Here is a 24,211-nt window from a genome sequence, read left to right as displayed (position 1 = left end):
TCGGAAGGTAACGGGAAATCTTTTGCTAGGTGTTTAAAGAAGCGAAGCCCTGCAATGGGTTCGCGTTTGTCAGGTCGAAACCGTTAATTCGCGTTTACCACCAATTTTGAGGTTTTTTGTCGCCGGAAACACCTAATTAACCCGTCCATTCTAATGCCCCTTCCTGAGAGTTGTTTTACCTTTTTTGGGAGAAAAGGAAATGCAATCCGGATTGCAGGAGAGGCTTGAGTTTTACGAACTGGACCGTGCAGACACCTCCACCTTCCGCAGGGTGAAGCGTTCGCTGGGTCGCCACGTCAACCGCGCGCTTGAGAAATTCTACCGCAAGGTCGGGGGCATCCCCGAGCTGAAGGGCTTTTTCTCGGACAGCTCGCGGCTTCAGTACGCCAAGAACGCCCAGCATAGCCACTGGATGAAGATCTTCGGTGACGGCCTCACCGATGATTACATGAAGCGCGCCGTTGGCGTGGGCCAGGTGCATGCGCGGATCGGGCTGGAACCGAAATGGTATGTCGGCGGCTATGCGCTGATCCTGGAAGAGATGATTCACGGGATGATCTCGCCCGGCCTTCTGCGCTTCGTGCCCGGTCGTCGCAAGCTCGCCCGCGATGTATCGGCGCTGGTCAAGGTGTCGCTGCTCGATATCGATGTCGCGCTCTCCACCTATTTCGTCGATGCCGAGGAAAAGGTGCGTGGGGTTGTGCTCGGGCAGATGGGCAGCGCCTTGCAGCGCCTGGCCCAAGGGGACCTGACCGCACGGATGGACGGGCTTCCGTCCGACTATGCGCAGGTTGAGCAGGACTTCAACGCGGCCACCGCAGCGCTGCGCGACACATTGCTAGCGGTCAGCTCCAGCGTCAGCGTCATCTCGTCGGGCAGCGGCGAAATCCGCACCGGTGCCGACGATCTGGCATCGCGTACCGAGGAACAGGCGGCCTCGCTCGAAGAGACTGCCGCAGCGATGCGCGCTGCCACCGAAATGGTGCAGGAAACCACCCGCAGCGCGGTTTCGGTCAATGCCGAAATGGCCAAGATGCAGGCCGAAGCCACCGAAGGCGGCGTGATCGTCGGCAAGGCCGTGGGGGCTATGGACTCGATCGAGAAATCGTCGAGCGAGATTGGCAAGATCATCACCGTCATCGATGGCATTGCCTTCCAGACCAACCTGCTGGCGCTCAATGCGGGGGTCGAAGCGGCTCGTGCAGGCGATGCGGGCAAGGGCTTTGCGGTGGTTGCGCATGAAGTGCGGGCCCTCGCCCAGCGCTGCGCCGATGCCGCGCAGGAGATCAAGTCGCTGATCAGCAACAGCACCGAACATGTCGACAATGGCGTCAAGCTGGTCGGTGAAACCGGCACCATGCTGACGCGCATCGTCGAACGCGTGGGTGAAGTCAGCCAGGTCATCACGCGCATCGCGTCCTCGGCAGAAAGCCAGTCGGCCAGCATGATCCAGGTCAATTCGGCCGTGGGCGACATGGACAAGATGACCCAGCAGAACGCGGCCATGGTCGAAGAGACCGCAGCGTCCGCCCGCAGCCTGGCGAGCGAAGCGCAGGAACTGGCCGAGAAGGTCGCCCGGTTCCAGCTGGGCCAGCAGGCTGCCGCGCCGGTGGCCCATCGTTCCGCGCGTCCGGTCGTCAGAAAGGCCGCACGCATGCCGATGGTTAGCGGCAACCTTGCGCTCAAGGGCGATGACGACGACTGGTCGGAATTCTGACCCAAGAGCCAATGCCGCCGGGGCCTGTGCTCCGGCGGCCATTGCTTCGGCCATAGGCCGGGTTTAACCTGCGCTTATCGTCTTCATGCGATAGCCGGGTCTCAAGCCTTTTCAGGAGAGCGCTTTGCTGCACATCGATCATCGCGACATGCGGGCCAATGCCGTGGCGCTGGGGACGATCGATTGTGCGCTGGTGAACGGCGTTTCGCCTGTCGTCAATCAGCTGGCCGCGCTTGCGCCAGCGAGCCATGGCTTTCTGCAGGATGGCTGGTTCTGTCGGGGCGAGCCTCTCCAGATTTCGACACTGGTCGCCCGGCGCGGTGATGGCAGCCCCATCCTGGCATTGCCGATGCGCCAGCTGGGACCGCCCGGGCTGCGCGCCCGGTCGCTGGCCGGAAGCTACTGGCCGTTCCGCAGCGCGGCGATCGATCCCAGCACCGGCGTCGGCGACATGCGCGCGGTGCTCGAACATCCGGTGGCGCAGGTCGCGCTGGGGCCGCTGCTGCGCCTGGGGCCGATCTATCAGGACGACCGGCTGGCAAAGCTGATGATCGCTGCTGCCGATGCGACCGGCTGGCACGTGCTGATCCGCGACATGGGGCAGAGCTTCATTCAGGACCTGGCGGAACCCGGTTCTCCCGACGCCTGGCCCAGCAAGTCGCGGCGCAAGAAGGTGCGGCGCATGGCGGCCCGGCTGGAAGAGCAGGGCCCGGTGACGGTGCGCATCGTGCACGGAGCCGACTGGTCGCGCCAGATTTTCAGCGACCTTGCCCGTATCGAGGAGAATAGCTGGGTTGGGCGGCGCACCGACCGCAGCGGCGCCAAGTTCCTCAACCCGCAGATGCTGGCGCACTGGCAGCGGGCGATCGTCAATCCCGATCTTGCCGAAAAGCTGACCGTTACCGTGCTCTATGTCGCGGATCGCCCGATCGCCTTCTCGCTCGATCTCATCTGCGCGGACATTTCGTACGGAATTGCCAGCAGCTATGACGAGGGCTTTGCGGAATTTTCCCCCGGTCAGATCGTCACCGTGCATGCCGTCGATCACGCCCTGGCGCGCGGCGTGCGGCTGATCGACTGGGGTGCGGGCGATAGCGGCTACAAGCAGGAACTGGGCGCGAGGCCCGGATCGCGCATCCAGGACATTCTGGTGATCCGCAGCGCATCGGTGGCAGCAGCGCTGCGCCCGCGCTGGGAGGAAACCAGCGGTTCGGGCACGCTGGCGCTCGCCGCCGGGCTGGCCGATGCGGTGCGGGTGGCCGGCATACCCTCCAGCCTGACGCTCCGCCGCCTGCTGATGTCCGGCCTCGCGCTGTCCGCCGCAGCCTCGCTGCTGGCGGAATGACGGGGACGGATTGACGCTGACGGCCCAGGCGGGCCGTGGGTACCTATCAGGCGGCCAGATCGCGTTCGATCATCGTCTGGCCCAGGCCATCGACCCGCTCCCATTCCAGATTGCCGACATAGCGCCAGGCCAGCTCGCCCGTGGCGCCCAGTGCGAACAGGTGCAGCCAGCGATTGTCGAACAGCGCGCGCACGCCTGCATGCTTTTCCAGGATCGCGGTCATCGCTTCGACAGGCGCTTCGATGCATATGCTGAGCCGCAGCGGTTCGTGCACCAGATCCTTGCCATCATGCACCGACTGCAGCGGCAGCCCTGCGCGCAGTGTGCCGCCATTGCCTTCGACCACGCCGATGCCGCCGGTGACGTTGTGGATCAGCTTGTTGCCGCCGCCGAACACGTCCGGGGCGACCGAAGAGCCGTAATATTGCAGGCTGATCCAGCTGGCGACGACCACCGGCGCGGTCATGATCAGCTCCAGCACGCCAAAGCCCTGGTCCTGCTGCCATTCATAGTCATGCAGGAAGGCGCGACCCTCCAGGCTCTTGCCGCTGGTGCGGCTGCGCGGCGCGGCGATGAACGCCTTGCAGCCGGCCAGCGCCCATTCCGGGCGGATTTCCGCCCAGTCGCGGCTGCGCCGGGCAATGTCGGCGGCCTTGTCGGCGCGCGGCAGGCGGAGAGCCCGCTCGCCCCGTGCCACCAGACCGGCGCTCGCCAGCCAGGTCCTGGCCTGGCCGATATCGACCGCATGGGCGGGCGAAGGATGGTCGCCATCATAGACCAGCACGCTGTCGGTGGTGGTATCGTGCAGCCCGGCGAGGAACAATGTGGTCGTCGGAACCGTGATGCCATTGGCCACCAGCCCGCCGCGCACCGCCGGATCGTTGAGCAGCGCCGCCAGCAGCCGAGCATTGACCTCACCCGAATAACCGCCGCACGCGCCGCAATGCAGCCCGCTGGCATGCGGATTGTTGACGACATTCGCCCCGTGTCCGACCAGCAGCACCAGCGGCGCGAAGTCGCGCGTCAGCGACATGGCACGCAGCACGGCGGTTGCCGCGTCGATCTTGTCCTGCAGGCTCAGCGCCGGGTCCGGGCGCGGCATCGGGTCATGCGGCAGGCTAGTCTTCTTGAGCGCGAAGGTATCGCGGACCAGCTTGCCGAGATAAACGGGGCCAGCCGCCTCGACAAAGGCGAAGCTTGAGACGGCAGCCAGCTTGAACCGCCCCCAGGCACGCTTGGCGCGCGACCGGTAGCGCGCCGAGCGGTCGTCCTCGGCAATTTCCGGGCCGCCCGAACAGGTCGTCAATTTGGGGTTGAGCAGCACCGGCAGCCGATGTTCGGCGACATCCGATGCAAAGCGCCGGTGCGATGCGCCCAAGCCGAAGAACCCTGCAAAGCCCAGGGTCTGGATCGCCGGATCCAGCGCCTCGAGCGAGCGCCGGAACACCTCGGAGCGGACATCGATGCAGAATGCGGCCTGCAGCGTCGGCGGCGTGGTGCTGGCAGCGCGCGGCGCTGCGGCGAGCGTCTCGCCGATCGAGCGCTGACCCGCGCGCTCGGCGGCTTCCTGCAGGATGGCATCGATGATCTGGTCGGCATCGGGGCGGACGGGGGCAGCATGCGCCTCGACCACCTCCTGCCAGGCTTCCATGATCTGCCGGCGATACTGGGTGAACAGCGCATCCTCCCACATCAGGCGGATGCACAGCAGATCGGTCAGCGCGCTGTCCCGATGACCGGCCAGCTCTGCCTGCCACAGCCGGTAGCGGCCGACCTGCGCCCAGCCGCCCAGTGTCATCAGCAGCGCATGGAAATAGGTGGGCATCGCCTCTGCCGGCAGCATCAGGCGGCTGACGCTGGCGGCAAGCGCATCGTCGGCACTGTCGGGCGCGTCGGCGACAAAGGCCGCAAATCCCTTGAGGCCCGCGATTTCCGGCGTCAGGTCGTGCGTCGCGACCGCCTGCCAGGCGCGATAGGCGCATTTGCCGCGCGGCGCGGCCCAGAGCGCCTGGCCCTCGTCGCTCCACGCAGCGATCCAGTTGCCCATCCGCTCGGCGATCACGGCGGGCCAGTCGATGCCGGACACGCGTGCTGCCAGATCGGCGATGGTCGGCAGCGGATCCTTGCGGACATGCGGGCGCTGGGTGGCCAGCTTCAGCTCGCCGACGCTTCCCGGGCGGGGCGCAGCGTCACAGGCGGCAAGCGCAGCGGCCAGGTCGCCCTCGGTGATCGCACCGCTGGCGATCCGTTCGCGATACCAGCTGCGGGCCATGGTGGCGGGCGCATCGCTGACCCGGGCCAGCAAGGCGGCGGTGGTGGCCAGGTCAAGCTCTGCCTGGCCGAGATAGGGGTTCACCGCGACGCTGGAGGCGAGCGGCCAGACCGGCGGGATGGCGCGGGCTGCGCGATCGGCGATGGTCGCGATGTCGGGCGTCTGGCTGCCCGGATGGTTCAGGGTTGCGTGCGTCACGGCAAATCTCCTCGGAAAATCTGGAACGGTTGCGGCTCAGCGCGACCGGCGCAGCGTCCACCCGCCGAGCAGACGGTCGAACAGCGCATTGGCATAAAGCCCGTTGGACAGGTGGACCCGCAGCCCCGCTGCTGCCGGGTGATAGGCCCAGAGCGGGAACATCGACTGGGCGATCGCGACCAGGCCAAAGCTGACCACCGCCAGGATGATGAGCACCCATTCGAGCGGGCCGGGGGCAGGGGTTGCGGGCAGCGTGCCCAGCAGCAGCGCATCGGCCACGTGATGCAGCGTGAAATAGCCGAGCGACGCCGCCAGCGAATAGGCGACCATCCGCCGCATCAATGCCACCGGCGCGGCTCCGGCGAGGCCCTGGGCCAGCAGATAGGCGACGCCGAAGATCAGGATCGCACCCAGCGCGATCGACTGGGGCGAGCTGTCCTGAAAGCGGAAGGCAAAGCCGATCGCGACATAGATGGCGAGCGCGGCGATGAATGCGCCGGTGACAGCCTTGGCGCCGGGTATCGCGACCGGGCCGGGCCGCCGCAGTGCCGCGATCCGCTCCACCGCACCGCCCGAAGCGAGGAAGCTGTGCGCCTTGTAGAGCGAGTGCGCGATGATGTGGAGCATCGCCAGCGGGAACAGCGCCAGGCCGCACTGCATGATCATGAAGCCCATCTGCGCCACGGTGGACCAGGCAAGCGAGGTCTTGACCGCAGGCTGGGTAAGCATCACCAGCCCGCCAAACACTGCCGTGAAGCCGCCGATCATCACCAGCCCCGCCATCACCGCAGGCGATAGCAGCATGACATCGGCAAAGCGGATGAGCAGGAAGCCGCCGGCATTGATGACGCCGGCATGGAGCAGCGCAGAGACCGGGGTAGGGGCCTCCATCACCTCGGTCAGCCAGCCGTGCAGCGGGAACTGGGCCGATTTGATAACCGCAGCGACCGCGAGGCCCAGCACCGCCAGGGCAATGGCGGGGTGACCTGCACCGACCCACGCCGTGTCCAGCATGGTCGCGATGTCGCCGGTGCGGTAGATCGCGAAGAGCAATGCTGCCGATGCGACAAGCACGATATCGGCGATGCGCGCGGTCAGGTACTTCTTGCGCGCGGCGCGGCGTGCCGCGGCACGGTCGGGATAGAACAGCAGCAGACGGTGGAGGCTGAGGCTGGTGGTGATCCAGAACAGGACCAGCTGCACCAGATTGCCCGCCAGCGCGAACAGCAGCACGCTGGCCAAGGTGAAGCTCAGCCAGGCCTGGAAAAAGGCGCGGCGAGGCTCGTCGCCCAGATAGGTGCGCGAATAGCGGAGCACCACCCAGCCGACAAAGGCGACGAGGATGGTCACCGGCAGGCTGACCGCATCGAGCCGCAGCGAGAAGCCCAGGCTCTGCCATATGAGAAGCTCTGCCGTCACCGGGCCGGTCATCACCAGCTGGACAAGCGCGGCGATGGCAAGGCCCAGACAGGCCAGCACGCCCGCTTCCAGCGCCAGCCCGGTCAGGCGGGCATGGCGGTCTCCGGCGAACAGGGCGATCAGGCCCAGCGCGCTGAATGCGGTGATGCCGGTTGCAAGGCCCAGGGCGATATCCATCGTCTTTCCGTCTCCGTGCTGCCCCGGCGGGGGCAAAGCGTTTGGGTTCGGATAGCGTGAGGCGATCGATACGGAAAATTCAATGAAAGCAAGATTAGCATCTGAAATTCAGAACTAGGCGATTCTGGCGATCTCCAGCAGCTGATCGACCAGGGGGTGCGGAAAGCGCCGCGACTGGGTCATTGCATAGAAGGATTCGGTAAGGCCGGGGATGGCCATGATGTCGTGCAGCATGCCGGTGTTGATCTCGTCGCGCACCACGATGGGCGGCACCACGCCGATGCCCGTTCCGGCGCGCAGCAACAGGCGCAGCATGGCCATGTCATCAGCTTCGGCGACGATATTGGGCAGGATGCCGAGCCGGTCGACAAGCAGGTCGAAATCGGCGCGAACCCCGCTGTCCTGCGCGGGAATGACCAGCCGCATGGTCGTCAGCAGTTCGCGCAGCGCGGTGCGGGTGACATCCACTTTCTGCGGCCCGATCAGGCTCACGGGAATCTGGTCGACGAGATGCGCGACCCAGTTGGTGCCGCTATCGCGAAAGGGCAGGCGGTTGGTCAGCAGCACGTCGAGTTCGTGCGCCTCCAGCGCCTTGACCAGATCGCGCAGCGAGCCCGATCGGATCACCATATGCACGTCATCGCGCCCGACCATCGGCGCCAGGAAACGCATCTGAAAGTTGCGCGAGAGGGTGGACAGGGCGCCGACGCGCAGGTGCCGGCGGCTGTTGCCGCTGCCGCCCGCAAAAGTCGCCAGCATCTCGTTGGCGGTCTCGAACATGCTGTCGGCATAGTTGAGCGCGACGCGCCCCGCCTCGGTCAGCTCCAGCCTGCGGCCGCGCCGTTCAAACAGTTGATGTCCCATGCTTTCTTCCAGCAGCTTGATCTGCGTGGACAGCGCCGATTGCGACACGTTGAGCCGCCGCGCGGCGTTGGTGAGATTGCCGTCATGCGCCACCGCATGGAAATAGCGCAGGTGCTTGAAATTGAGATGCATCGGCCGATTTTCCCATGTTAATTCACTTTATCGGAACGCTTAGGCCATTTTATTGAATTTTCCAGATCAGGGCAATCGGTTTAGCCAAATGCCACACCCATCCCCAGCCAAGGGTCTGCCTTATGGAAACACGCCCTGAACAGCCTGATCTGCCCACCCGCTCCTTTCAGGTTGTCCCCGGGGGCGGTGCCCCTGACCGGTTCCCCGCAGTTCAAGCCGGTCAGGGGCTTACCGCCAGCCAGCGCCCAGCGCTGAGCGTGGTCACGCCAACGCAACTTCTGTTCGCCGAAGCGGTCGATGCGACCCCTGACGACTGGCAGGATGCGTTGTCGCGGCTCACCGCATGGCTTGACCTCGACATCCGTACAGCGCCGCCAAAGCCCTTGTCGGCGCTGCGTCAGGTCGCTGCCTGGGCCGCACCCGCCATGACCGCGACGGCAGCGCCGGTATTCGCGCCCTGGCAGAATATCTCGCCGGTGGCTTTCCAGACGGGGGGCGATAGCGCCCTGCCGCGTGCGCACTGGGTGGCGAGCTACCTTCACGATCAGGGAACCGGCAAGCCGCTCAAGGCGAGCACGCTGGATGTGATGCTGATGTCGCCGCATCCATCAGCCTGCCCGATGGACGAGGATTGCGCCGCCCCGGTACCCCGCGCTGCCGTCATGCGCGCGATGCTGCAGGCTGCCACGGCCGAAGGACGCAAGCGCATTGCCATCATCGTCGATGCGCGTCGTCGCAACGCCCTGGTGCGGCAGATGCTGGTCGGCGGCCGGGCCTCGCCGCGCGACGAGCAGGAGATCGAGATCCTGCCGATCGAGGATGCGCTATGCCACCTTGTCCGGCACGCCGGACGCTGGGATGCGATCATCGTTCTTCCCGATCTGCGCAGCCTGGTCTTTGCGATGCTGGCCGAGATTACCGGCATCTGGGCCCCTTGGCCGATGCTGTGGCACCGGCGGGGTCTGGCGCTGGTCACTGGCGAAGTGCTGGACGAGGCCGATGATGCGCTGCCGCTCAATGCGCCGCTGCTGGTGCAGGCGCTGGCGCTGGCCGCACAGCATGCAGGGCTCACTCATGTCGCGCAGCGCCTGATGCAGGGTGCCGCGCAGATCTGGGATTGCGGCATCATCACCCCGGGTCGCGGTTCGGTCGCGCCCTATGTCACCGAAGTGACCGACAGCGAATTCATCCACCAGCTGTGCCGGGGCGGAGACCGGCCATCGCGCCGCAAGTCCAGCTGGCGCGCAATCCCCGCAGCCTCGCACCCCATGTCATCACGCAAGCCTAGGCCCGCCCTGCGGATCGTGGCCGCCAACGGAGAATTTTGAACCATGCCCAGCCGCAAGATCGTTGCCCATGAACTCGCCACCGTATTGCGCCAGATCTCGCACCCGGATCGCATTCGTCTGATCCAGAAGCTGCGCGTGGGCGACCAGACGGTCAACGAGATGGCCGCAGCGCTCGACATCACGCCGACCCGGCTGTCGCAGCATCTCGCGGTGCTCCGCGCGCTGGGGCTGGTGGAGATCGAATCCTTTGCCCAGAGCCGCGTCTATCGCCTGACCCAGCCGCAGCTCGCGCTGTGGCTGATCGACGGCATCGACTTTATCGCGCATCGCATCGGCAAGGTGAGCGACAGCGATGTCCAGCGCGCCAAGCAGTTGTGGGAGCAGGACGCGCTCGATCCGCTGGACACCGCCGAGGCGGCCTGAGCCACGCCGCTTGCGCCGCAGGACCTGCCGCCGCTAAAGGCGGGCCATGCTGAAACATGTCCTGCTTGTCGCTGCAGCCGCTGCTGCCCTTGTCTCTCCGCTCCAGGCTCAGCCGCGCATCGCGGTAGAGGCCGATCGGCTGACCGAGACCGTCCGAACGCTCGCCTCCGACATGTTCGAGGGGCGGGCGCCTGGCACGCGCGGCGAGGACAGGACGCTGGGCTATCTGATCGCGCGGTTCGAAGCGCTGGGGCTGGAGCCCGCCGGACCCGATGGCCAGTGGCTGCAGAAGGTGCCGCTGCTGCACACCCGGTTGCAGACGCCGCGCCAGCTTGCCTTCGCGACGCCCAAGGGCGAGGCTGCGGCCAGGCTGTCCGAGGATATCTACCTTTCGACCATCCGCCCCGAAGATGCCGCGCGCATCGCCGATGCGCCGCTGGTGTTCGTCGGCTATGGCGTGAAGGCCGCCGAGCGTGGCTGGGACGATTTCAAGGGCGCGGACCTCAAGGGCAAGGTCGCGGTGTTCCTGATCAACGATCCCGATTTCGCCGCCAAGCCGGGCGAACCTGCAGCAGGCAAGTTCGGTGACCGGACGATGACCTATTATGGCCGCTGGACCTACAAGTTCGAGGAAGCCGCGCGGCAGGGCGCGATCGCGGCGCTGATCGTCCACAATGCCGCAGGCGTCGGCTATGGCTGGAATGTCGTGATCAGCCCCGGCGGAGAGAATTACGACATCGTGCGTGCGCCTGAAAAGCTCACCAGCCTGAAGCTCCAGGGATGGCTCTCTGCCGACATGTCGGCGCGGCTTTTTGCGGCGGCAGGGCTGGATCTTGCCAGGATGGAGGTCGCAGCGCGGTCGCCGTCCTTCCGCCCGGTCGAACTGAAGGGCGTGACGCTGAACGCGGATATTCCCGTTCTGCCCGAGGTGGTGACCAGCCACAATGTGCTCGCCAGGATTCCCGGCAGCACCCGGCCCGACGAGGTCGTGATGTATGGTGCGCACTGGGATGCCTATGGCGAGGGCAAGCCCGATGCGCAGGGCCGCATCTATCGCGCCGGGGCGAATGACGATGCGCTGGGCATTGCCGGCATGCTGGAAATTGCGCGTGCGATGAAGGCGGGGCCGGCTCCGGCGCGCTCGGTGGTGTTCGGCGTGTGGACGGCAGAAGAACGCGGGCTGCTCGGCTCCGAATATTATGCCGCCAATCCGGTCTATCCGATGGAGCGGACCGTCGCCAATCTGGGGCTCGACATCCTGCAGACGGCAGGGGCGGCCAATGATGTCGTGCTGGTCGGCAAGGGGCAGAACACGCTGGAAGACGACATGGCCCGCGTCGCCGCCACCCAGGGGCGCACCGTGACGCCCGAGAGCCTGCCCGAACGCGGGCTGTTCTATCGCGCCGACCATTTCTCCTTCGCCAAGCGCGGGGTGCCGGTGATGCTGCTGATGGGCATTGCCGGTGCATCGAACTTGAAGGTCGGCGGCAGCGCCGCGGGTCAGGCGTGGATCGATGCCTATACCGGCCAGTGCTATCACCAGGCCTGCGACCAATGGGGCCCGGACTGGAACCTGGATGGCGCAGTGCAGGATATCGAGCTGATCGGCGTGATCGGGGCGGAGCTGGCGAATTCAAACCGCTGGCCGCAGTGGAAGGCCGGTTCGGAATTCAAGGCGATCCGCGACAAGGCGGGCGTCCCGAAGGAGTGAGGGTCAGGCGAGCTGGGCGGCGCTGACGATATGCCGCCCGGGCCTGGCTGCTAGCGCGGCATCGATCAGCGCAGCGGCGATGTTTTCCGCCGGGCTGATCCGCCATTGACGCGGCAGCACAGGGCCAAGCACACGCAGGATGGCGTCGGACACGCGCTCTGCCGGGCGGAATTCCTGGCGTTCGCCGCCGATCAGGCCGGGGCGGACGATGGTATAGCTGGGATAGCCAAGTGCGCCGATGCTGGCCTCCACCTCGCCCTTGGTGCGGTTGTAAAGCAGCCGCGAGCGCGCATCCGCTCCGATTGCGGAGACGAGCGCCATGGCTTGCGCGCCATGCGCCCGCGCAGCATGGGCCACCATCACCGGATAATCATGGTCGACCCGGTAAAAGGCCGCATCCGATCCGGCCTTGGCCCGCGTCGTTCCGAGTGCGCAGATCACCGCATCGGCGCGCCACCAGTCTGCATCGGTCGGCAACGCCTCGTAGTCGACGATCGGATTGGTCAGCCTGGCATGCGGCGTCAGCGCGCTGCGGGTCGGCGCGGTCACGTGCGTCACTCGCGGGTCTGCCAGCGCCTTGGCCAGCGTGATGCTACCGACGAGCCCTGTTGCGCCTGCGATGATCAGATGGGTCATCCTGGGCATCCTCAGCATAGCAGGCGGCAAAGCAAGCCCTATCGATCATAGCAGGCCGCCATCGCCGCAACCCGCTGGGGTCCGGGCGGGTGTGCCCGATCGCCTGGGTGCCGCCGCATGGATGCAGCCAGCACGTCAAAATCTTCAGGCGACAACCAGCCGTGAAGGCGGCCCTGTTGCACCGCCCAGCAGTCCGCCCGCATCTCGCCGCCGCCAAAAATGAGATGGGCGCATTCATGCGTGTACCAGAACAGCTGTTCGGCACGGGGCCTCGCCATAAGGGCGGAGTTGAGATAGATCGTGCCTCCCCGGGTGGCAGCGATGTCTGCCATCGGCAACACCACGGTCCGGGCCGACCCGCAGGTCGCCTGATAGCCCGCAAGGTCGAGCTGCCCTGCTGCTATGACCTGCTGTGCAGAGGCAGACGGGGCAGGCCAGCAAGCCGCCAACAAAAGGCTTGTCACTAGAGTGGAAATCTTCATTTCGCTCAGTCCATGCAATGAGGCTTTCACGAAATATCGATGGGCTTACTTGCACGCAAAGAAACTTGGCAAGGCTGAGAACCGAATTCGCCAGACGCTGATGAATTCAACGATCCATTGATCTTGATAGGAATCGTTTTGGTGTCGTTATTCAGCTTTACTGAAAAACGTCGAAATGGTTCCGGATGATTCTGGCTGGCAGGCCTGATGTTTCAGGTGATCCAGACTGGTCGCCCGCTGGGCCGCAGAGGCGCAAGCCTTTTTTTGCTTTGGCCGTGGAGGGGAGAAACGCAGCCTGCAGACCGGAAATACGCCATGGCGATCGTCGCCGCTGGCGCATGTCAGCGAAGGTCTGAAGTGGTGCAGCGATGCAAGGAAAAATGGTGGAGCCTAGCGGGATCGAACCGCTGACCTCTACACTGCCAGTGTAGCGCTCTCCCAGCTGAGCTAAGGCCCCATTTTTCGCCGGAATTTGGCCCCCGGCGTCGGGAAGGACCGCCCTTTAGTCGAGCGATCCGAAGGTGGCAAGGGGCAATTTTGCCCCTTGCCGATATTTCGTGAGTCCGACCGAAAGCCTCAGCTTTCCTCGTCGTCGTCGTCCGCCGCAGCGACGCCCAGATCGTCGTCGCCACCCAGATCGACATCGTTGTCCGGCGAATCGCCGTCCTCGTCGATGTCCAGATCCTCATCGGCCAGATCGACGTCCTCCTTCTCGATGACCTTCTTCTTCTCTTCCTCGAAGGGCAGCGGCTGCTTCGACTTCAGCACCGGCTCGGGCGTCCAGCTGTTGCCGCAGTTGATGCAGGATACGGGGTCGTCCTTGCCAAGGTCGTAAAAGCGGGTGCCGCATTTCGGGCAGCTGTGCTTGGCGCCCCATTCAGGCTTGATCATGAATAATGCCTCGGTTTTCGATACAATCGGTTGATCGATGTGGAGAAGGATGCACATTCCCGCAAGGCCGCATCGGCGCAGCCAGCGGGAAAATTGGCGTGCGCCTTGCCATAGCTTTGTGCCGCTGTCAAAAGCTGCGTCGCTTTTACCCCCGGCAGCCTTGCCCAAACGGATATGCACTGAACATCATGGCCCATGACGCTGACGAGGCCGCGCGCCCGCGCCGCTTTTCCGCAGGTTCCGCGCTGAAGGGCGCCATCCGTGTGCCCGGCGACAAGTCGATATCGCACCGCGCGCTGATGCTCTCTGCGCTGTGCGTCGGGACCAGCCGCATCTCCGGCCTGCTGGAGGGCGAGGATGTTCTGGCTACCGCTGCGGCGATGCGGGCCATGGGGGCACAGATCGAGCAGGGCGATGATGGCGTCTGGACCGTCCATGGCGTGGGGGTCGGCGGGTTGATGCAACCGGCCCAGGCACTCGACATGGGCAATAGCGGCACCTCGACCCGGCTGCTGATGGGGCTGGTCGCCAGCCACCCGATCACCGCGATGTTCACTGGCGATGCCTCGCTGAGCCGCCGTCCGATGGCGCGGGTTATCGATCCATTGAGCGAAATGGGGGCAGAATTCAACGCCAGCCCCGGCGGCACGCTGCCGCTGATGGTGCGCGGGCTGCAACCTGCGGTGCCGATCACCTACCGGCTGCCCGTCGCATCGGCGCAGGTGAAATCGGCGATCCTGCTCGCGGCGCTCAACACGCCGGGCACAACCACGGTGATCGAACCGGTGGCGACCCGCGACCATAGCGAGAAGATGCTGGCCGGATTCGGCGCGCCGCTGACGGTGGCGACCGATGCCGATGGCGTGCGGCACATATCGGTCACCGGTCCGTGCGACCTCAAGGCGCAGGACATTGTCGTGCCGGGCGATCCGTCCTCCGCCGCGTTCTTCATCGTTGCGGCATTGATCGTGCCGGGATCGGACCTGATCATCGAGAATGTCGGCATGAACGTGACCCGCACCGGCCTCATCACGGTGCTGGAGCAGATGGGCGGGCAGATCGAGCGGCTCAACGCGCGCACGGTCGGCGGCGAGCCGGTGGCGGACCTGCGCGTGCGGGCCAGCACGCTTCAGGGCATCGCCGTCGATCCGGCGATCGTGCCCAGCATGGTCGATGAATTTCCGGTGTTCTTCATCGCCGCTGCCATGGCGCACGGCACCACGGTGACCACCGGGCTCGACGAGCTGCGCGTCAAGGAATCGGATCGGCTGGCGACGATGGCGCGCGGGCTCGAAGCGATTGGCGTGGCGGTCGAGGAACAGGAGGATGGCCTGGTCATCACCGGCAGCGGCGGCGCGCTGCTGCCCGGCGGCGGCCCGGTCGCGACGCTGCTCGATCATCGCATCGCGATGAGCTTTGCGGTGGCGGGCCTTGTCAGCGAACGCGGCGTGGAGGTGGACGATACCCGCCCGATCGCCACCAGCTTCCCCGATTTCCTGGCGCTGCTGGATCAGGCGCGGCCGGCGGCATGAGCCCGCTTGCCGCCAATATCATCGGCATCATCGGCAGCGTGCTGTTCATGGGCGGTTTCATCTATGCCAACCGGGTGGAGCAGATGGACAAGCTGCTGTTCAATGCGATCAACCTGGCAGGCGCGATATTGCTGCTGATCTCGCTTTCGGTGCATTTCAACCTGGCCGCAGTGATCCTGGAAACCGCCTGGGGGTTGATTGCCTTTCTGGGCATCGTCAAGGCGCTGCGCGAACGGCGCGAAGGGAAACCGTCATGAAACTGGTCATCAGCCTTGCAGCAGCGCTCGGCTTGAGCGCCTGCGCCTCTACCACCACCCCGGCGCCGCGCCTCGCCAGCGATGCGGATATCGCTGCGGCGGAACGCGGGCCCATCGACGAAACCGGCATCGCCATGCGCTGGAACGACCGGCTGGCCCCGTTCACGATCATCGACAATGTGCATTATGTCGGAACCTATGGGCTCGGCGTGTTCCTGATCACCACGCCCGATGGCCATGTGCTGATCGATGGCGCGCTGGCGCAATCGGTACCGCAGATTCTGGAGAATATCCGCGCGTTCGGCTTTGATCCTGCAGACATCAAATATCTGCTCAACACGCATGGCCATTATGATCATGCGGCAGGCCTGGCAGGGTTGCAGCGGGCCAGCGGCGCGGTGATGGTCGCGAGTGCTGCGGACAAGCCCTATCTGGAAGCCGGCCGTGTCGACCATGGGCCGAGCAAGGATTCGCCTTTTCCGCCGGTACGCGTCGACAAGGTGGTGGGCGATGGCGCCATGGTGACGCTGGGCGGCGTAACGCTGACCGCGCATCTGACCCCTGGCCACTCGCCGGGGTGCACGTCGTGGAGCCTGATGGCGCGCGATTCCACGGGTCGCCCACGCAAGCTGTTCCTCCACTGCAGCGCCTCGCTGGGCGGCCAGTCGCTGGTGCCGCCCGCCTATCCCGGCATGGCTGACAATTACCGCGCCAGCTTCGCCAAGGTGCGCGGGATGCAGGCGGACGTGTTCCTGGCCAATCACGACATTTTCTTCGGCCTGCACGCCAAGCGCGCGCGGCAGCTGGCGGGGGAAAAGGACGCCTTTGTCGATCCGTCAGAGCTGCAGCGCTTCAACAGCACGATGGAACACGGCTTCCTGAAGGCTCTGGCCCAGCAGCAGGCAGCCGCCGAGGCGGGCAAGCGGCCATGATCATCGCGGTGGATGGGCCGACAGCGAGCGGCAAGGGCACGATCGCCAAGGCGCTGGCTGCGCATTTCGGCCTGCCGCATCTCGATACCGGGCTGCTCTATCGCGCCGTCGGGGTGATGACGGTGCGGCTGGGCGGCGATCCGGACAATGCCGACGAGGCGCTGGCCGGATGCGCGTTTGATGATGCGCTGCTCGGAGACGAGCATTTGCGCAGCGAGATGGCAGGCGGCCTCGCCAGCCGCGCCTCGCGCCATCCGGCGGTGCGTGCTGCGTTGCTTGAACGCCAGCACGCCTTTGCCGCACAGCCGGGCGGGGCGGTGCTCGATGGACGCGATATTGGCACGGTGATCGCGCCGGGGGCCGAGGCCAAGCTCTACGTCACCGCGAGCGTCGCTGCGCGTGCTGCCCGGCGGTTCAACGAGATGCGCTCGCGCGGCGAGGATGTGACGCTGGAGGAGATCGCAGCGGATCTTGCCGCACGCGATGCGCGCGATTCCAGCCGGGCGGTCGCCCCGCTCAAACCCGCTGAGGACGCGCTCTTGCTTGATACCAGCGATTTGACTATAGGGCAGGCCGTTCAAAGAGCCATTGAGCTGGTGAACAGCAGGACAGAAGGCGGACGATCCGCCCGACCTTAGATGTTTCGATCATCGTGAACATCGCACGCGCCGCAAGCGGTCCGGGCGAGCGTTCGCGCTTTTCGCATATCTGCCTGTTGTGCCTGTAACATGCGCTTTTCGGGCGCTTTCCGGTGCATTCGGCCCGGGGGGCAGGTTGGGCCAAGACCGCCGGAGACAACCGGCTGGCCGGACAAAACTGTTTAAGGAACGTTGGATTTATGGCCTCTACGGCATTTCCCAGCCGCGATGATTTTGCGGCACTTCTCGACGAATCGCTGGGCGGCACTGCTGCCGTTGACGGCGGATTCGAAGGCCGCGTCGTCAAGGGCACGGTCACCGCTATTGAAAACGACAAGGCCGTCATCGACGTCGGTCTGAAGTCGGAAGGCCGCGTGGCGCTGCGCGAATTCGCCGCCCCCGGTCAGGACCACGGCCTGAAGGTCGGTGACGAAGTCGAAGTCTATGTCGACCGCATCGAGAATGCCGATGGCGAAGCGATGCTGTCGCGCGACCGCGCACGCCGCGAAGCCGCATGGGACAAGCTGGAAAATGAATTCGGCGAAGGCAAGCGCGTCGAAGGCGTGATCTTCGGCCGCGTCAAGGGCGGCTTCACCGTCGACCTCGACGGCGCCGTTGCTTTCCTGCCCGGCAGCCAGGTGGACATCCGCCCCGTGCGCGACGTCACCCCGCTGATGGACATTCCGCAGCCGTTCCAGATCCTCAAGATGGACCGTCGTCGCGGCAATATCGTTGTCTCGCGTCGTGCCGTTCTGGAAGAAACCCGTGCCGAACAGCGCACCGGCCTCATCCAGTCGCTGGCTGAAGGCCAGATCATCGACGGCGTCGTCAAGAACATCACCGATTACGGTGCGTTCGTTGACCTGGGCGGCATCGATGGCCTGCTGCACGTCACCGACATCAGCTACAAGCGCATCAACCACCCGAGCGAAGCGATCACCATTGGCGAAACCGTCAAGGTGCAGATCATCCGTATCAACCAGGATACGCAGCGCATCTCGCTGGGCATGAAGCAGCTGGAAAGCGATCCGTGGGAAGGCGCCAGCGTCAAGTATCCGGTTGGCGCGAAGCTCACCGGTGCTGTCACCAACATCACCGAATATGGTGCGTTCGTCGAGCTGGAGCCGGGCATCGAAGGCCTGGTGCACGTTTCGGAAATGTCGTGGACCAAGAAGAACGTCCACCCCGGCAAGATCGTTTCGACCAGCCAGGAAGTCGATGTCATCGTTCTGGAAGTCGACGCCGAAAAGCGCCGCATTTCGCTGGGCCTCAAGCAGGCGCAGTCGAACCCCTGGGATGCCTTTGCAGAAAAGCACCCGGTGGGCAGCGTCGTCGAGGGCGAAGTCAAGAACGCGACCGAATTCGGTCTGTTCATCGGCCTGGATGGCGACGTCGACGGCATGGTTCACATGTCGGACATCGCCTGGGGCATTTCGGGTGAAGACGCGCTCAACCTGCACCTCAAGGGTGAGCAGGTGAAGGCGATCGTTCTCGACGTCGATGTCGAGAAGGAGCGCATTTCGCTGGGCATGAAGCAGCTCGAAAAGGGTGCGCCTGCCATGGGCGGTGCGGACAGCTCCAGCCTGCGCAAGAACGAAGTCGTCACCGTCACCGTGCTTGAAGTGCGCGACGGCGGCCTGGAAGTCCAGGTGGGCGAAGACGGCGCGACCGGCTTCATCAAGCGCAACGATCTGGGCCGTGACCGCGACGAACAGCGTCCGGATCGCTTCCAGGTTGGCCAGAAGCTCGATGCCATGGTCACCGGTTTCGACCGTTCGCGCAAGCCGACCTTCTCGGTCAAGGCACACCAGCTGGCTGAAGAAAAGCAGGCTGTGGCGCAATACGGTTCGTCCGATTCGGGTGCGTCGCTGGGCGACATCCTGGGTGCCGCGCTCAAGCAGCGCGAGGACTGATCGCAAGCCTTCGCCCCTGCGCGAGCACGGGTGACGTTTCAAAAAGGGGCATCGGCGTTCCGCCGGTGCCCTTTTTTGTGCAATCTGGCGCTAAGTTCGGCAGTTGTGCCAAGAACATCGTTGAAACCAATCACGATTTCGGGCAGCATTTGACTGCCTGATTTCTGGAGACAGCGGTCAGGCACTGGCATCTGCGTTTCCGTTTTACGGGTCAGGCGCATTGGCTTGTCGGGGGGCTGGTCAATTGATTGTTGGGTGGGGTGTGAGGGACGCCGCGCCCTAGCATCCCGTCGTGTAATCGATTGCAGGAGATTGGCCATGATACGATCTGAGCTGCTGCAGCTTCTGGCGGAAGAAAATCCAGGGTTGCGGCCGGACGAGATCGAAAAGATCCTCGATATCTTCTTCGACAACATCATCGATCGCCTGGCCGAGGGGGGCAGGGTCGAGCTGCGCGGCTTCGGTGCCTTTTCCACCCGCGCCCGCGAGCCACGCAAGGGGCGCAACCCGCGCACCGGCGAAGCGGTGGACGTTCCCGCCAAGCGCGTGCCCTATTTCAAGCCCGGCAAGGAAATGCGCGCCCGCCTCAACGCGGATTGAGCCTTCGAGGCCGGAAGCTGGGTTCGGGTAGCTGCAACGGGCTTGCCGTGTTCAGCCTTACCGGCTTATAGACCCGTGCGCCGTGCGGGCGTGGCGAAATGGTAGACGCAACGGACTTGAACATCATGTGAGTGCGCGCGGGGAAACCTGCGACGTAGAACTGCTCAAATTCGGGGAACCCTGTCAGATGGCAATCCCGAGCCAAGCCCGGTCGGCAGGCCGGGAAGGTGTAGAGACTAGACGGGCAGCACCTAAACCTCGCAGCGGCCTGTGCAGATGGGCTGGGCGGGGCAGGGTGAAGGGATAGTCCAGACCCCGAACGTCCCGTTGACTGGGACGGCGGCGAAAGCCGTGGCGGGTAAGAAAATCCGTCGGGCTTTGCCCGTGGGGGTTCGAGTCCCCCCGCCCGCACCAATCACCCCGGATCGACCGGAAGGCCGCGCCAGGCTCAGGCCGCGTTGCGGTTGTGCTGGCTGGCAAAGCTGGCAATGACGCAGTTGCGTCCGGCTGCCTTGGCTTCATACAGCGCTTCATCGGCCCGTGCATAGAGCGCCTTGGCGCTGTCGCCCGGTACCCATGCGGCGAGGCCAAAGCTAGCGGTGATCTTGAGCGTCACGTCGCCGTGAACCTGGAACGGCTGGCGTGCTATGGCAGCGCGGACGCGCTCTGCAATCGCGTCGGCCACCACCGGACGCGCGCGGTCCAGAATGATCATGAATTCCTCGCCGCCCATCCGGCCCAGCGCATCGCCGGGACGCAGCAGCGACTGGACGCGGGTGGCCAGCGCGCGCAGCGCATCATCGCCCGCGACATGGCCGTGCCGATCGTTGATCGCCTTGAACCGGTCGACGTCCAGCACCAGCACCGCCAGCGCACTGCCGGGGCCCATGCGGTCCAGCCGCGTTTCCAGTTCGGCCATGATCTTGCGCCGGTTGGCAACACCGGTCAGCGGGTCCAGTTCGGACAGGATGCGCAGTTTGTCGTTCGCCTCGTTGAGCGCGCTGGTGCGTTCGGCGACGCGCTGCTCCAGCCCGGCATGCGAGGTGCGGATGGCGCTCGCCATCGTCTCGAACCGGGCGACGAGCTGCGCTACCTCGTTGCCGCTGCGCTCGTTCTCGGGCATTTCCAGCATGGCTTCTGCGGCCAGTTCGCGGGTGATCCGCTCGGCTTCGCGCGACAGCCGTCGCAAGGGCTTGGCGACCAGCTGGCGCAGCACCAGGGTGACGATCAGCAGGCAGACCGTCAGCGCGATTGCCGCCATTGCCGCGATGCGGGGGATGGGGGCCAGCGCCCGCGCCATGATCAGCTGTTCGGGTTTGACGGTCAGCGCATACCAGCCCGCGCCCGGCACCTGGCGCAGCGCGACATAGCCGTTCAGCGCCTGTGCCCGCCCGACAAAGCCCTTGGCACCATGCTGGCGCACCAGCTTCCACAGCGCGGCAAGCTCGGGCTGATCGGTCGTGGTGATGTCGAGATATTCCTCGGTCTTGCGGCTGTTCTGCCGGGTATAGCCGGGGTGATAGATCAGCCGCCCCTCGCGCGAGATCAGAATGACCTGTTCTTCCTGTGACCCGCCAAAGCGTCCCGCCGGGGCGATCTCGTCGAGCGGCATCGACGTGCCGAAGGTGCCGATATGGCGCGCATCGCGGTCCAGCGGGGTCATGCAGCCGGTGGTCCAGACTTCCTGGTATTTCAGCGAGATCAGCGACTGCAGCCCGGTGCAGCGCATCTGCCGCGCCGGGTTGGCCGCAACGGTCGCTATCGTGGCAAATTCCCGGTCCTGAAAGGCGAAGCTGGCAGGCGCCGTGTGGCGATAGAATTCCAGCCGATCGGCCCGATTGGGGGCAAAGATCACGATCTCGTTGCGCGGCGTGAAATAATACAGGCTTTCCAGCTCGAACCGGCTGCCATCGCCCAGCCTTCGGACCGCGAGCGTTGCCGCGACGATATCGCGCACCGCCTCGGGATCGCGGTCGGCTCGGGCGGGAATGAAACCGGCCATCCCCTGGGTCATGCCGATCGGCGTTGCGCCGCCTTCGAACATCGCATCGGTGCTGCGCCGGGTCCCATCGGGCCTGCGCGGGTACAGCGCGTTGAACAGCTGCTGCGCCTTTTCCGGGCTGAGCGCGGCCCGCTCGACCAGGAAAAGCTCGATCGTGCGCGCCTGGGTCTTCTCGATCCGGTCGAACCGCTGGGCGAGTTCCTCGACCACCTTGCTGTTGCGCTGGTCGAGCCGTCCCAGCGATTCGTCGATCGCTCGCGCGCGTTCCTGCCAGAAGGCGACTAGGGCTGTTGCGGCAATCACCAGGGTAAATCCGATCGCCAGGCTCCACGCGGTGCGCGAGCTGACTGACATCAATCGGAACCACGGGGGTAGGCGGACAGGCATGGCGTCTTGTGATGGATTTAGGTTAATTAACTGCAAAGACACGTAACTTTCGTCATGCGCTGGCAGGAATATCCTATCCGGAACGATCTTCGCGGCTTAGTCTTGCGCCGACTTTCCAGGTGTGACGCGGGTCATGGTTTGACCGGATTTTTCCGCTACGGTACCATCAGGTCAGGGTCGTTGGCGGTTCCTGACAGGAGAGGCTGGACGATGGATAGCATGTTGATGAAAAGGGCCGCGCAAACAGCGGCACTGACCGCGGCGCTGGCCATGGCATTGCCCATGCCCGCTCAGGCCCAGTTTGGCGGCCTGTTGCGCTCGCGCCCCAGCAGCAGCGGCAAGACCGCCAACGGGTGTGACGACAGTACCGGCAAGGCAGCCGGACGATCGGTGCTCGGCGGCGTGCTGGGCGGGCTTGCCAGCCGCGCGGGGTTGCCGAGCTTCCTGCCCGTGCCCGAAGTGGCCGGTCTGCTGACCGATGCCATCGCCTGCAAGCTCGAGCCCAAGGAGCAGAAACAGGCCGCAGACGCGACGCTGGAGGCGACGCGCGGCGAAGAGGTGGGCAGCACGTCCACCTGGACCAGCGAGACGCGCAAGGACGTGTCCGGCACCTCGACCGTGGTCGGCAAGACCCAGCTGGCCGATGGCTCGACCTGCATGAACGTCAACGATGTCATCATCGTCGAGGGCGAGGAAACCACCGTATCCAAGCGCATGTGCAAGAAGCCGGGTGCTGCGCGCTATGAAATTGCGCAGGCCTGATTTGACGCACGCCTTTCCCCGGATGCTTGTGGGCCTTGCGGCAGCGGCCTTGCTCTGCGCCCAGTCGCCGGTGCCGATGGATCCGGCCAATCCCAGCTGCCCGCAGGCGCCCGACTGGTCGGCCAACAAGATCATGGCGCTGAAGGTCGTCAAGAAGGGCGATGCCAAGGTGCTGCTGGCCGAAGGTCCGGTCGATCAGACATTGCCCGACCGGCTGCAAAAGGCGCTGACCGACAATCCCGATATCAGCGAGATCTGGCTGCGCTCGCCCGGCGGTAACGCGCGGGCAGGGAATGCGGCGGGCCGATTGATCCGCTCGACGCCGGGGATGGTGACGCGCATTCCGGCGGGCTGGACCTGCTTTTCGGCGTGCAATTTCGTGTTCATGGGCGGCCAGCTGCGCGTGGTGGAGCCGGGCGGCAATTTCATGGTGCACATGTTCACGATGACGGGCGACCGCGATGCGATCGATCAATCGGTGGCCTTGGGCACCGATACCACGGTCGAACTGATCGGCGATATCGAGCAGGAAAGCGCGCTGCTGGCCAGCGAGGACAATGACTTCCTCATCCGCATGGGCGTCTCGCGCAAGCTGCTGACCGATATCATGTACAAGCAGAAGGCGGTGGCGAGCGGCGGCGGCGGCGGTGACAGATCGACCCGGCGCTGCCTGACGCAGGACGAGGTGTTCAAGTATAACGTCGCTAACGTGCAGGAGTGATGGGCCCAGCGCCGATCACGCAGTGGCGGTAAGCAGCCACACCTTGTTCTTCATCATCACGCCTTCGCCATCCCGATAGTGGCGGGTGAAAAGGCCCAGCAGATCATCGCGCGCGCTGGCCAGAACGTCCGGTCCGGCCTCGGCCAATGCACGGCCGATCGCCATGCTGGCGAGCGCGAAGTCCGCCGCATCCTCTGGCAGCGCCCCCGCGCCGCCAATCGCCTGTTCGCCCTGATAGGCTTCAATGTCGGGGGCGGAGAAACCGGCCTGCGCCAGGATGTCGCGGACGTAATCGAGATCGGCAAAGGCGAACGGCCCGGGCGTGCGCGGATCGGGCGAGGGAATGTCGATATGCGACCGCGCAACGCCCATCAGTTCCATCATCCAAGGATTGTCGCGCGGCGCCGCCCAGATCGCGAGATCGATCCGCCCGCCGGGTTTGATCAGACCGTGCAGGTTGGCGAAGGCAGCATAAGGATCGGCGAAGAACATCGAGCCGAAGCGCGAGATCAGCCGGTCATAGGGCGCATCTTCCAGCGTTACCGTCGCCGCATCGGCGCACAGGAAGCGGACATTCGGATGCTCTTCGGCGCGGCGGCGCGCCTCGTCGATCAGATCGGGTGAGATATCCAGCCCCAGCACCGCACCCTGCGGCCCGGTCGCCTCCGCTGCAGCGAGCGAGGTCAGTCCTCCGCCGCACCCCAGATCAATCACCCGCTCGCCCCGCGCGATGCCTGCGCGCGCCAGCAGCGCCTCGCCGATGGGGGCAATCATCCCCTCGAACCGGTCGATATGGGTGAGCCACTTGATGCCCATCTCGCCGGCCCAGTCTTCGCCCTTGAGTTCGTTGGGGTCGGCGGTGGTGGTCATGGCGGGCTCTCCTGTTGGTTTGCGGGAGAGGGTAGGAGGTG

At 65.2% G+C, this 24,211-nt stretch carries 20 protein-coding genes and 1 tRNA gene; 13 read left to right on the top strand and 8 right to left on the bottom strand.

The annotated features are described in order from the left end of the window. Positions 1 to 199 precede the first annotated feature (199 nt). Both OU999_10410 and OU999_10405 read left to right on the top strand, forming a co-directional pair. Positions 200 to 1,717: a globin-coupled sensor protein gene (locus OU999_10410; protein ID WAC22174.1), complete on the top strand. Its 1,518-nt coding sequence runs from the start codon at positions 200 to 202 to the stop codon at positions 1,715 to 1,717. A 124-nt stretch (positions 1,718 to 1,841) separates the two neighbouring features. Then, positions 1,842 to 3,062 (top strand): GNAT family N-acetyltransferase, encoded by a 1,221-nt coding sequence (locus tag OU999_10405; GenBank protein ID WAC22173.1) that lies wholly within the window; start codon positions 1,842 to 1,844, stop codon positions 3,060 to 3,062. Between the two features lie 46 nt (positions 3,063 to 3,108). Here OU999_10405 and OU999_10400 read toward each other — a convergent pair whose 3' ends face one another. The 3 genes from OU999_10400 to OU999_10390 form a co-directional block, all read right to left on the bottom strand. Then, complete coding sequence (locus tag OU999_10400; protein ID WAC22172.1) at positions 3,109 to 5,532, bottom strand: DUF2309 domain-containing protein; 2,424 nt, start codon at positions 5,530 to 5,532, stop codon at positions 3,109 to 3,111. Positions 5,533 to 5,568: 36 nt separating this feature from the next. Beyond that, positions 5,569 to 7,128, bottom strand: a complete 1,560-nt coding sequence (locus OU999_10395) for a proton-conducting transporter membrane subunit (protein WAC22171.1) — start codon at positions 7,126 to 7,128, stop codon at positions 5,569 to 5,571. A gap of 114 nt (positions 7,129 to 7,242) precedes the next feature. Next, positions 7,243 to 8,124 (bottom strand): LysR family transcriptional regulator, encoded by an 882-nt coding sequence (locus OU999_10390; GenBank protein WAC22170.1) that lies wholly within the window; start codon positions 8,122 to 8,124, stop codon positions 7,243 to 7,245. A 122-nt stretch (positions 8,125 to 8,246) separates the two neighbouring features. Here OU999_10390 and OU999_10385 point away from each other — a divergent pair, with 122 nt between their 5' ends. Genes OU999_10385 through OU999_10375 form a run of 3 tightly spaced genes read left to right on the top strand, consistent with a single transcriptional unit; the run spans position 8,247 to position 11,547 of the window. Then, a complete protein-coding gene (locus OU999_10385; GenBank protein WAC22169.1) occupies positions 8,247 to 9,452 on the top strand; it encodes a hypothetical protein in 1,206 nt (401 codons plus the stop codon). Positions 9,453 to 9,455: 3 nt separating this feature from the next. After that, a complete protein-coding gene (locus OU999_10380; protein WAC22168.1) occupies positions 9,456 to 9,836 on the top strand; it encodes a metalloregulator ArsR/SmtB family transcription factor in 381 nt (126 codons plus the stop codon). A gap of 46 nt (positions 9,837 to 9,882) precedes the next feature. Continuing rightward, the gene (locus OU999_10375; GenBank protein WAC22167.1) at positions 9,883 to 11,547 is read left to right on the top strand and encodes a M20/M25/M40 family metallo-hydrolase; all 1,665 of its coding nucleotides are present in this window, start codon (positions 9,883 to 9,885) and stop codon (positions 11,545 to 11,547) included. 3 nt (positions 11,548 to 11,550) lie between these two features. On the opposite strand, the gene OU999_10370 is transcribed toward OU999_10375, so the two are convergent. The 3 genes from OU999_10370 to OU999_10360 form a co-directional block, all read right to left on the bottom strand. Next, entirely contained in the window at positions 11,551 to 12,183 is a 633-nt protein-coding gene (locus tag OU999_10370; protein ID WAC22166.1) for an NAD(P)H-binding protein, read from the bottom strand. Between the two features lie 863 nt (positions 12,184 to 13,046). After that, positions 13,047 to 13,122, bottom strand: a tRNA-Ala gene (locus OU999_10365). A gap of 119 nt (positions 13,123 to 13,241) precedes the next feature. After that, complete coding sequence (locus tag OU999_10360; protein WAC22165.1) at positions 13,242 to 13,556, bottom strand: TIGR02300 family protein; 315 nt, start codon at positions 13,554 to 13,556, stop codon at positions 13,242 to 13,244. A 188-nt stretch (positions 13,557 to 13,744) separates the two neighbouring features. On the opposite strand from OU999_10360, the gene aroA reads away from it, so the two are divergent. The 6 genes from aroA (at position 13,745) to OU999_10330 (ending at position 19,428) form a co-directional block, all read left to right on the top strand. Continuing rightward, complete coding sequence (aroA, locus tag OU999_10355; GenBank protein WAC22164.1) at positions 13,745 to 15,088, top strand: 3-phosphoshikimate 1-carboxyvinyltransferase; 1,344 nt, start codon at positions 13,745 to 13,747, stop codon at positions 15,086 to 15,088. Next, a complete protein-coding gene (locus OU999_10350; GenBank protein WAC22163.1) occupies positions 15,085 to 15,345 on the top strand; it encodes a hypothetical protein in 261 nt (86 codons plus the stop codon). Before aroA ends, OU999_10350 begins: the two co-directional genes overlap by 4 nt. Next, positions 15,342 to 16,277: a subclass B3 metallo-beta-lactamase gene (bla, locus tag OU999_10345; protein WAC22162.1), complete on the top strand. Its 936-nt coding sequence runs from the start codon at positions 15,342 to 15,344 to the stop codon at positions 16,275 to 16,277. Before OU999_10350 ends, bla begins: the two co-directional genes overlap by 4 nt. Next, positions 16,274 to 16,915, top strand: a complete 642-nt coding sequence (locus tag OU999_10340) for a (d)CMP kinase (GenBank protein WAC22161.1) — start codon at positions 16,274 to 16,276, stop codon at positions 16,913 to 16,915. Before bla ends, OU999_10340 begins: the two co-directional genes overlap by 4 nt. 200 nt (positions 16,916 to 17,115) lie before the next feature. Further along, complete coding sequence (gene rpsA / locus OU999_10335) at positions 17,116 to 18,828, top strand: 30S ribosomal protein S1 (GenBank protein ID WAC22160.1); 1,713 nt, start codon at positions 17,116 to 17,118, stop codon at positions 18,826 to 18,828. Between the two features lie 318 nt (positions 18,829 to 19,146). Continuing rightward, entirely contained in the window at positions 19,147 to 19,428 is a 282-nt protein-coding gene (locus tag OU999_10330; GenBank protein ID WAC22159.1) for an integration host factor subunit beta, read from the top strand. A gap of 448 nt (positions 19,429 to 19,876) precedes the next feature. Here OU999_10330 and OU999_10325 read toward each other — a convergent pair whose 3' ends face one another. Then, positions 19,877 to 21,784 carry a diguanylate cyclase gene (locus OU999_10325; GenBank protein ID WAC22158.1) on the bottom strand — a complete coding sequence of 636 codons (1,908 nt, stop codon included), beginning with the start codon at positions 21,782 to 21,784 and terminating at the stop codon, positions 19,877 to 19,879. A 243-nt stretch (positions 21,785 to 22,027) separates the two neighbouring features. Here OU999_10325 and OU999_10320 point away from each other — a divergent pair, with 243 nt between their 5' ends. Together OU999_10320 and OU999_10315 are read left to right on the top strand one after the other, a co-directional pair. Continuing rightward, a complete protein-coding gene (locus OU999_10320; protein WAC22157.1) occupies positions 22,028 to 22,579 on the top strand; it encodes a hypothetical protein in 552 nt (183 codons plus the stop codon). 1 nt (position 22,580) lies between these two features. Continuing rightward, on the top strand, positions 22,581 to 23,300 hold the full coding sequence (locus OU999_10315) for a hypothetical protein (GenBank protein WAC22156.1): 720 nt from the start codon (positions 22,581 to 22,583) through the stop codon (positions 23,298 to 23,300). A 15-nt stretch (positions 23,301 to 23,315) separates the two neighbouring features. Here OU999_10315 and OU999_10310 read toward each other — a convergent pair whose 3' ends face one another. After that, positions 23,316 to 24,170 (bottom strand): class I SAM-dependent methyltransferase, encoded by an 855-nt coding sequence (locus tag OU999_10310; GenBank protein WAC22155.1) that lies wholly within the window; start codon positions 24,168 to 24,170, stop codon positions 23,316 to 23,318. Positions 24,171 to 24,211 lie beyond the last annotated feature (41 nt).

The sequence above is a fragment of the Blastomonas sp. SL216 genome (genome assembly GCA_026625625.1).
Taxonomy (GTDB): domain Bacteria; phylum Pseudomonadota; class Alphaproteobacteria; order Sphingomonadales; family Sphingomonadaceae; genus Blastomonas.
The sequence above is the reverse complement of the archived record's forward strand: the minus strand, read 5'-3'. Positions and strand labels throughout refer to the sequence as shown.

Bases quoted from the DNA above. Each gene is read 5' to 3' on its own strand.
- OU999_10410 (WAC22174.1), top strand. From the start codon at position 200: ATGCAATCCGGATTGCAGGAGAGGCTTGAGTTTTACGAACTGGACCGT.
- OU999_10395 (WAC22171.1), bottom strand. From the start codon at position 7,128: ATGGATATCGCCCTGGGCCTTGCAACCGGCATCACCGCATTCAGCGCG.
- OU999_10390 (WAC22170.1), bottom strand. From the start codon at position 8,124: ATGCATCTCAATTTCAAGCACCTGCGCTATTTCCATGCGGTGGCGCAT.
- OU999_10385 (WAC22169.1), top strand. From the start codon at position 8,247: ATGGAAACACGCCCTGAACAGCCTGATCTGCCCACCCGCTCCTTTCAG.
- OU999_10380 (WAC22168.1), top strand. From the start codon at position 9,456: ATGCCCAGCCGCAAGATCGTTGCCCATGAACTCGCCACCGTATTGCGC.
- OU999_10375 (WAC22167.1), top strand. From the start codon at position 9,883: ATGCTGAAACATGTCCTGCTTGTCGCTGCAGCCGCTGCTGCCCTTGTC.
- OU999_10370 (WAC22166.1), bottom strand. From the start codon at position 12,183: ATGACCCATCTGATCATCGCAGGCGCAACAGGGCTCGTCGGTAGCATC.
- OU999_10360 (WAC22165.1), bottom strand. From the start codon at position 13,556: ATGATCAAGCCTGAATGGGGCGCCAAGCACAGCTGCCCGAAATGCGGC.
- aroA (WAC22164.1), top strand. From the start codon at position 13,745: ATGGCCCATGACGCTGACGAGGCCGCGCGCCCGCGCCGCTTTTCCGCA.
- OU999_10350 (WAC22163.1), top strand. From the start codon at position 15,085: ATGAGCCCGCTTGCCGCCAATATCATCGGCATCATCGGCAGCGTGCTG.
- bla (WAC22162.1), top strand. From the start codon at position 15,342: ATGAAACTGGTCATCAGCCTTGCAGCAGCGCTCGGCTTGAGCGCCTGC.
- OU999_10340 (WAC22161.1), top strand. From the start codon at position 16,274: ATGATCATCGCGGTGGATGGGCCGACAGCGAGCGGCAAGGGCACGATC.
- rpsA (WAC22160.1), top strand. From the start codon at position 17,116: ATGGCCTCTACGGCATTTCCCAGCCGCGATGATTTTGCGGCACTTCTC.
- OU999_10330 (WAC22159.1), top strand. From the start codon at position 19,147: ATGATACGATCTGAGCTGCTGCAGCTTCTGGCGGAAGAAAATCCAGGG.
- OU999_10325 (WAC22158.1), bottom strand. From the start codon at position 21,784: ATGTCAGTCAGCTCGCGCACCGCGTGGAGCCTGGCGATCGGATTTACC.
- OU999_10320 (WAC22157.1), top strand. From the start codon at position 22,028: ATGGATAGCATGTTGATGAAAAGGGCCGCGCAAACAGCGGCACTGACC.
- OU999_10310 (WAC22155.1), bottom strand. From the start codon at position 24,170: ATGACCACCACCGCCGACCCCAACGAACTCAAGGGCGAAGACTGGGCC.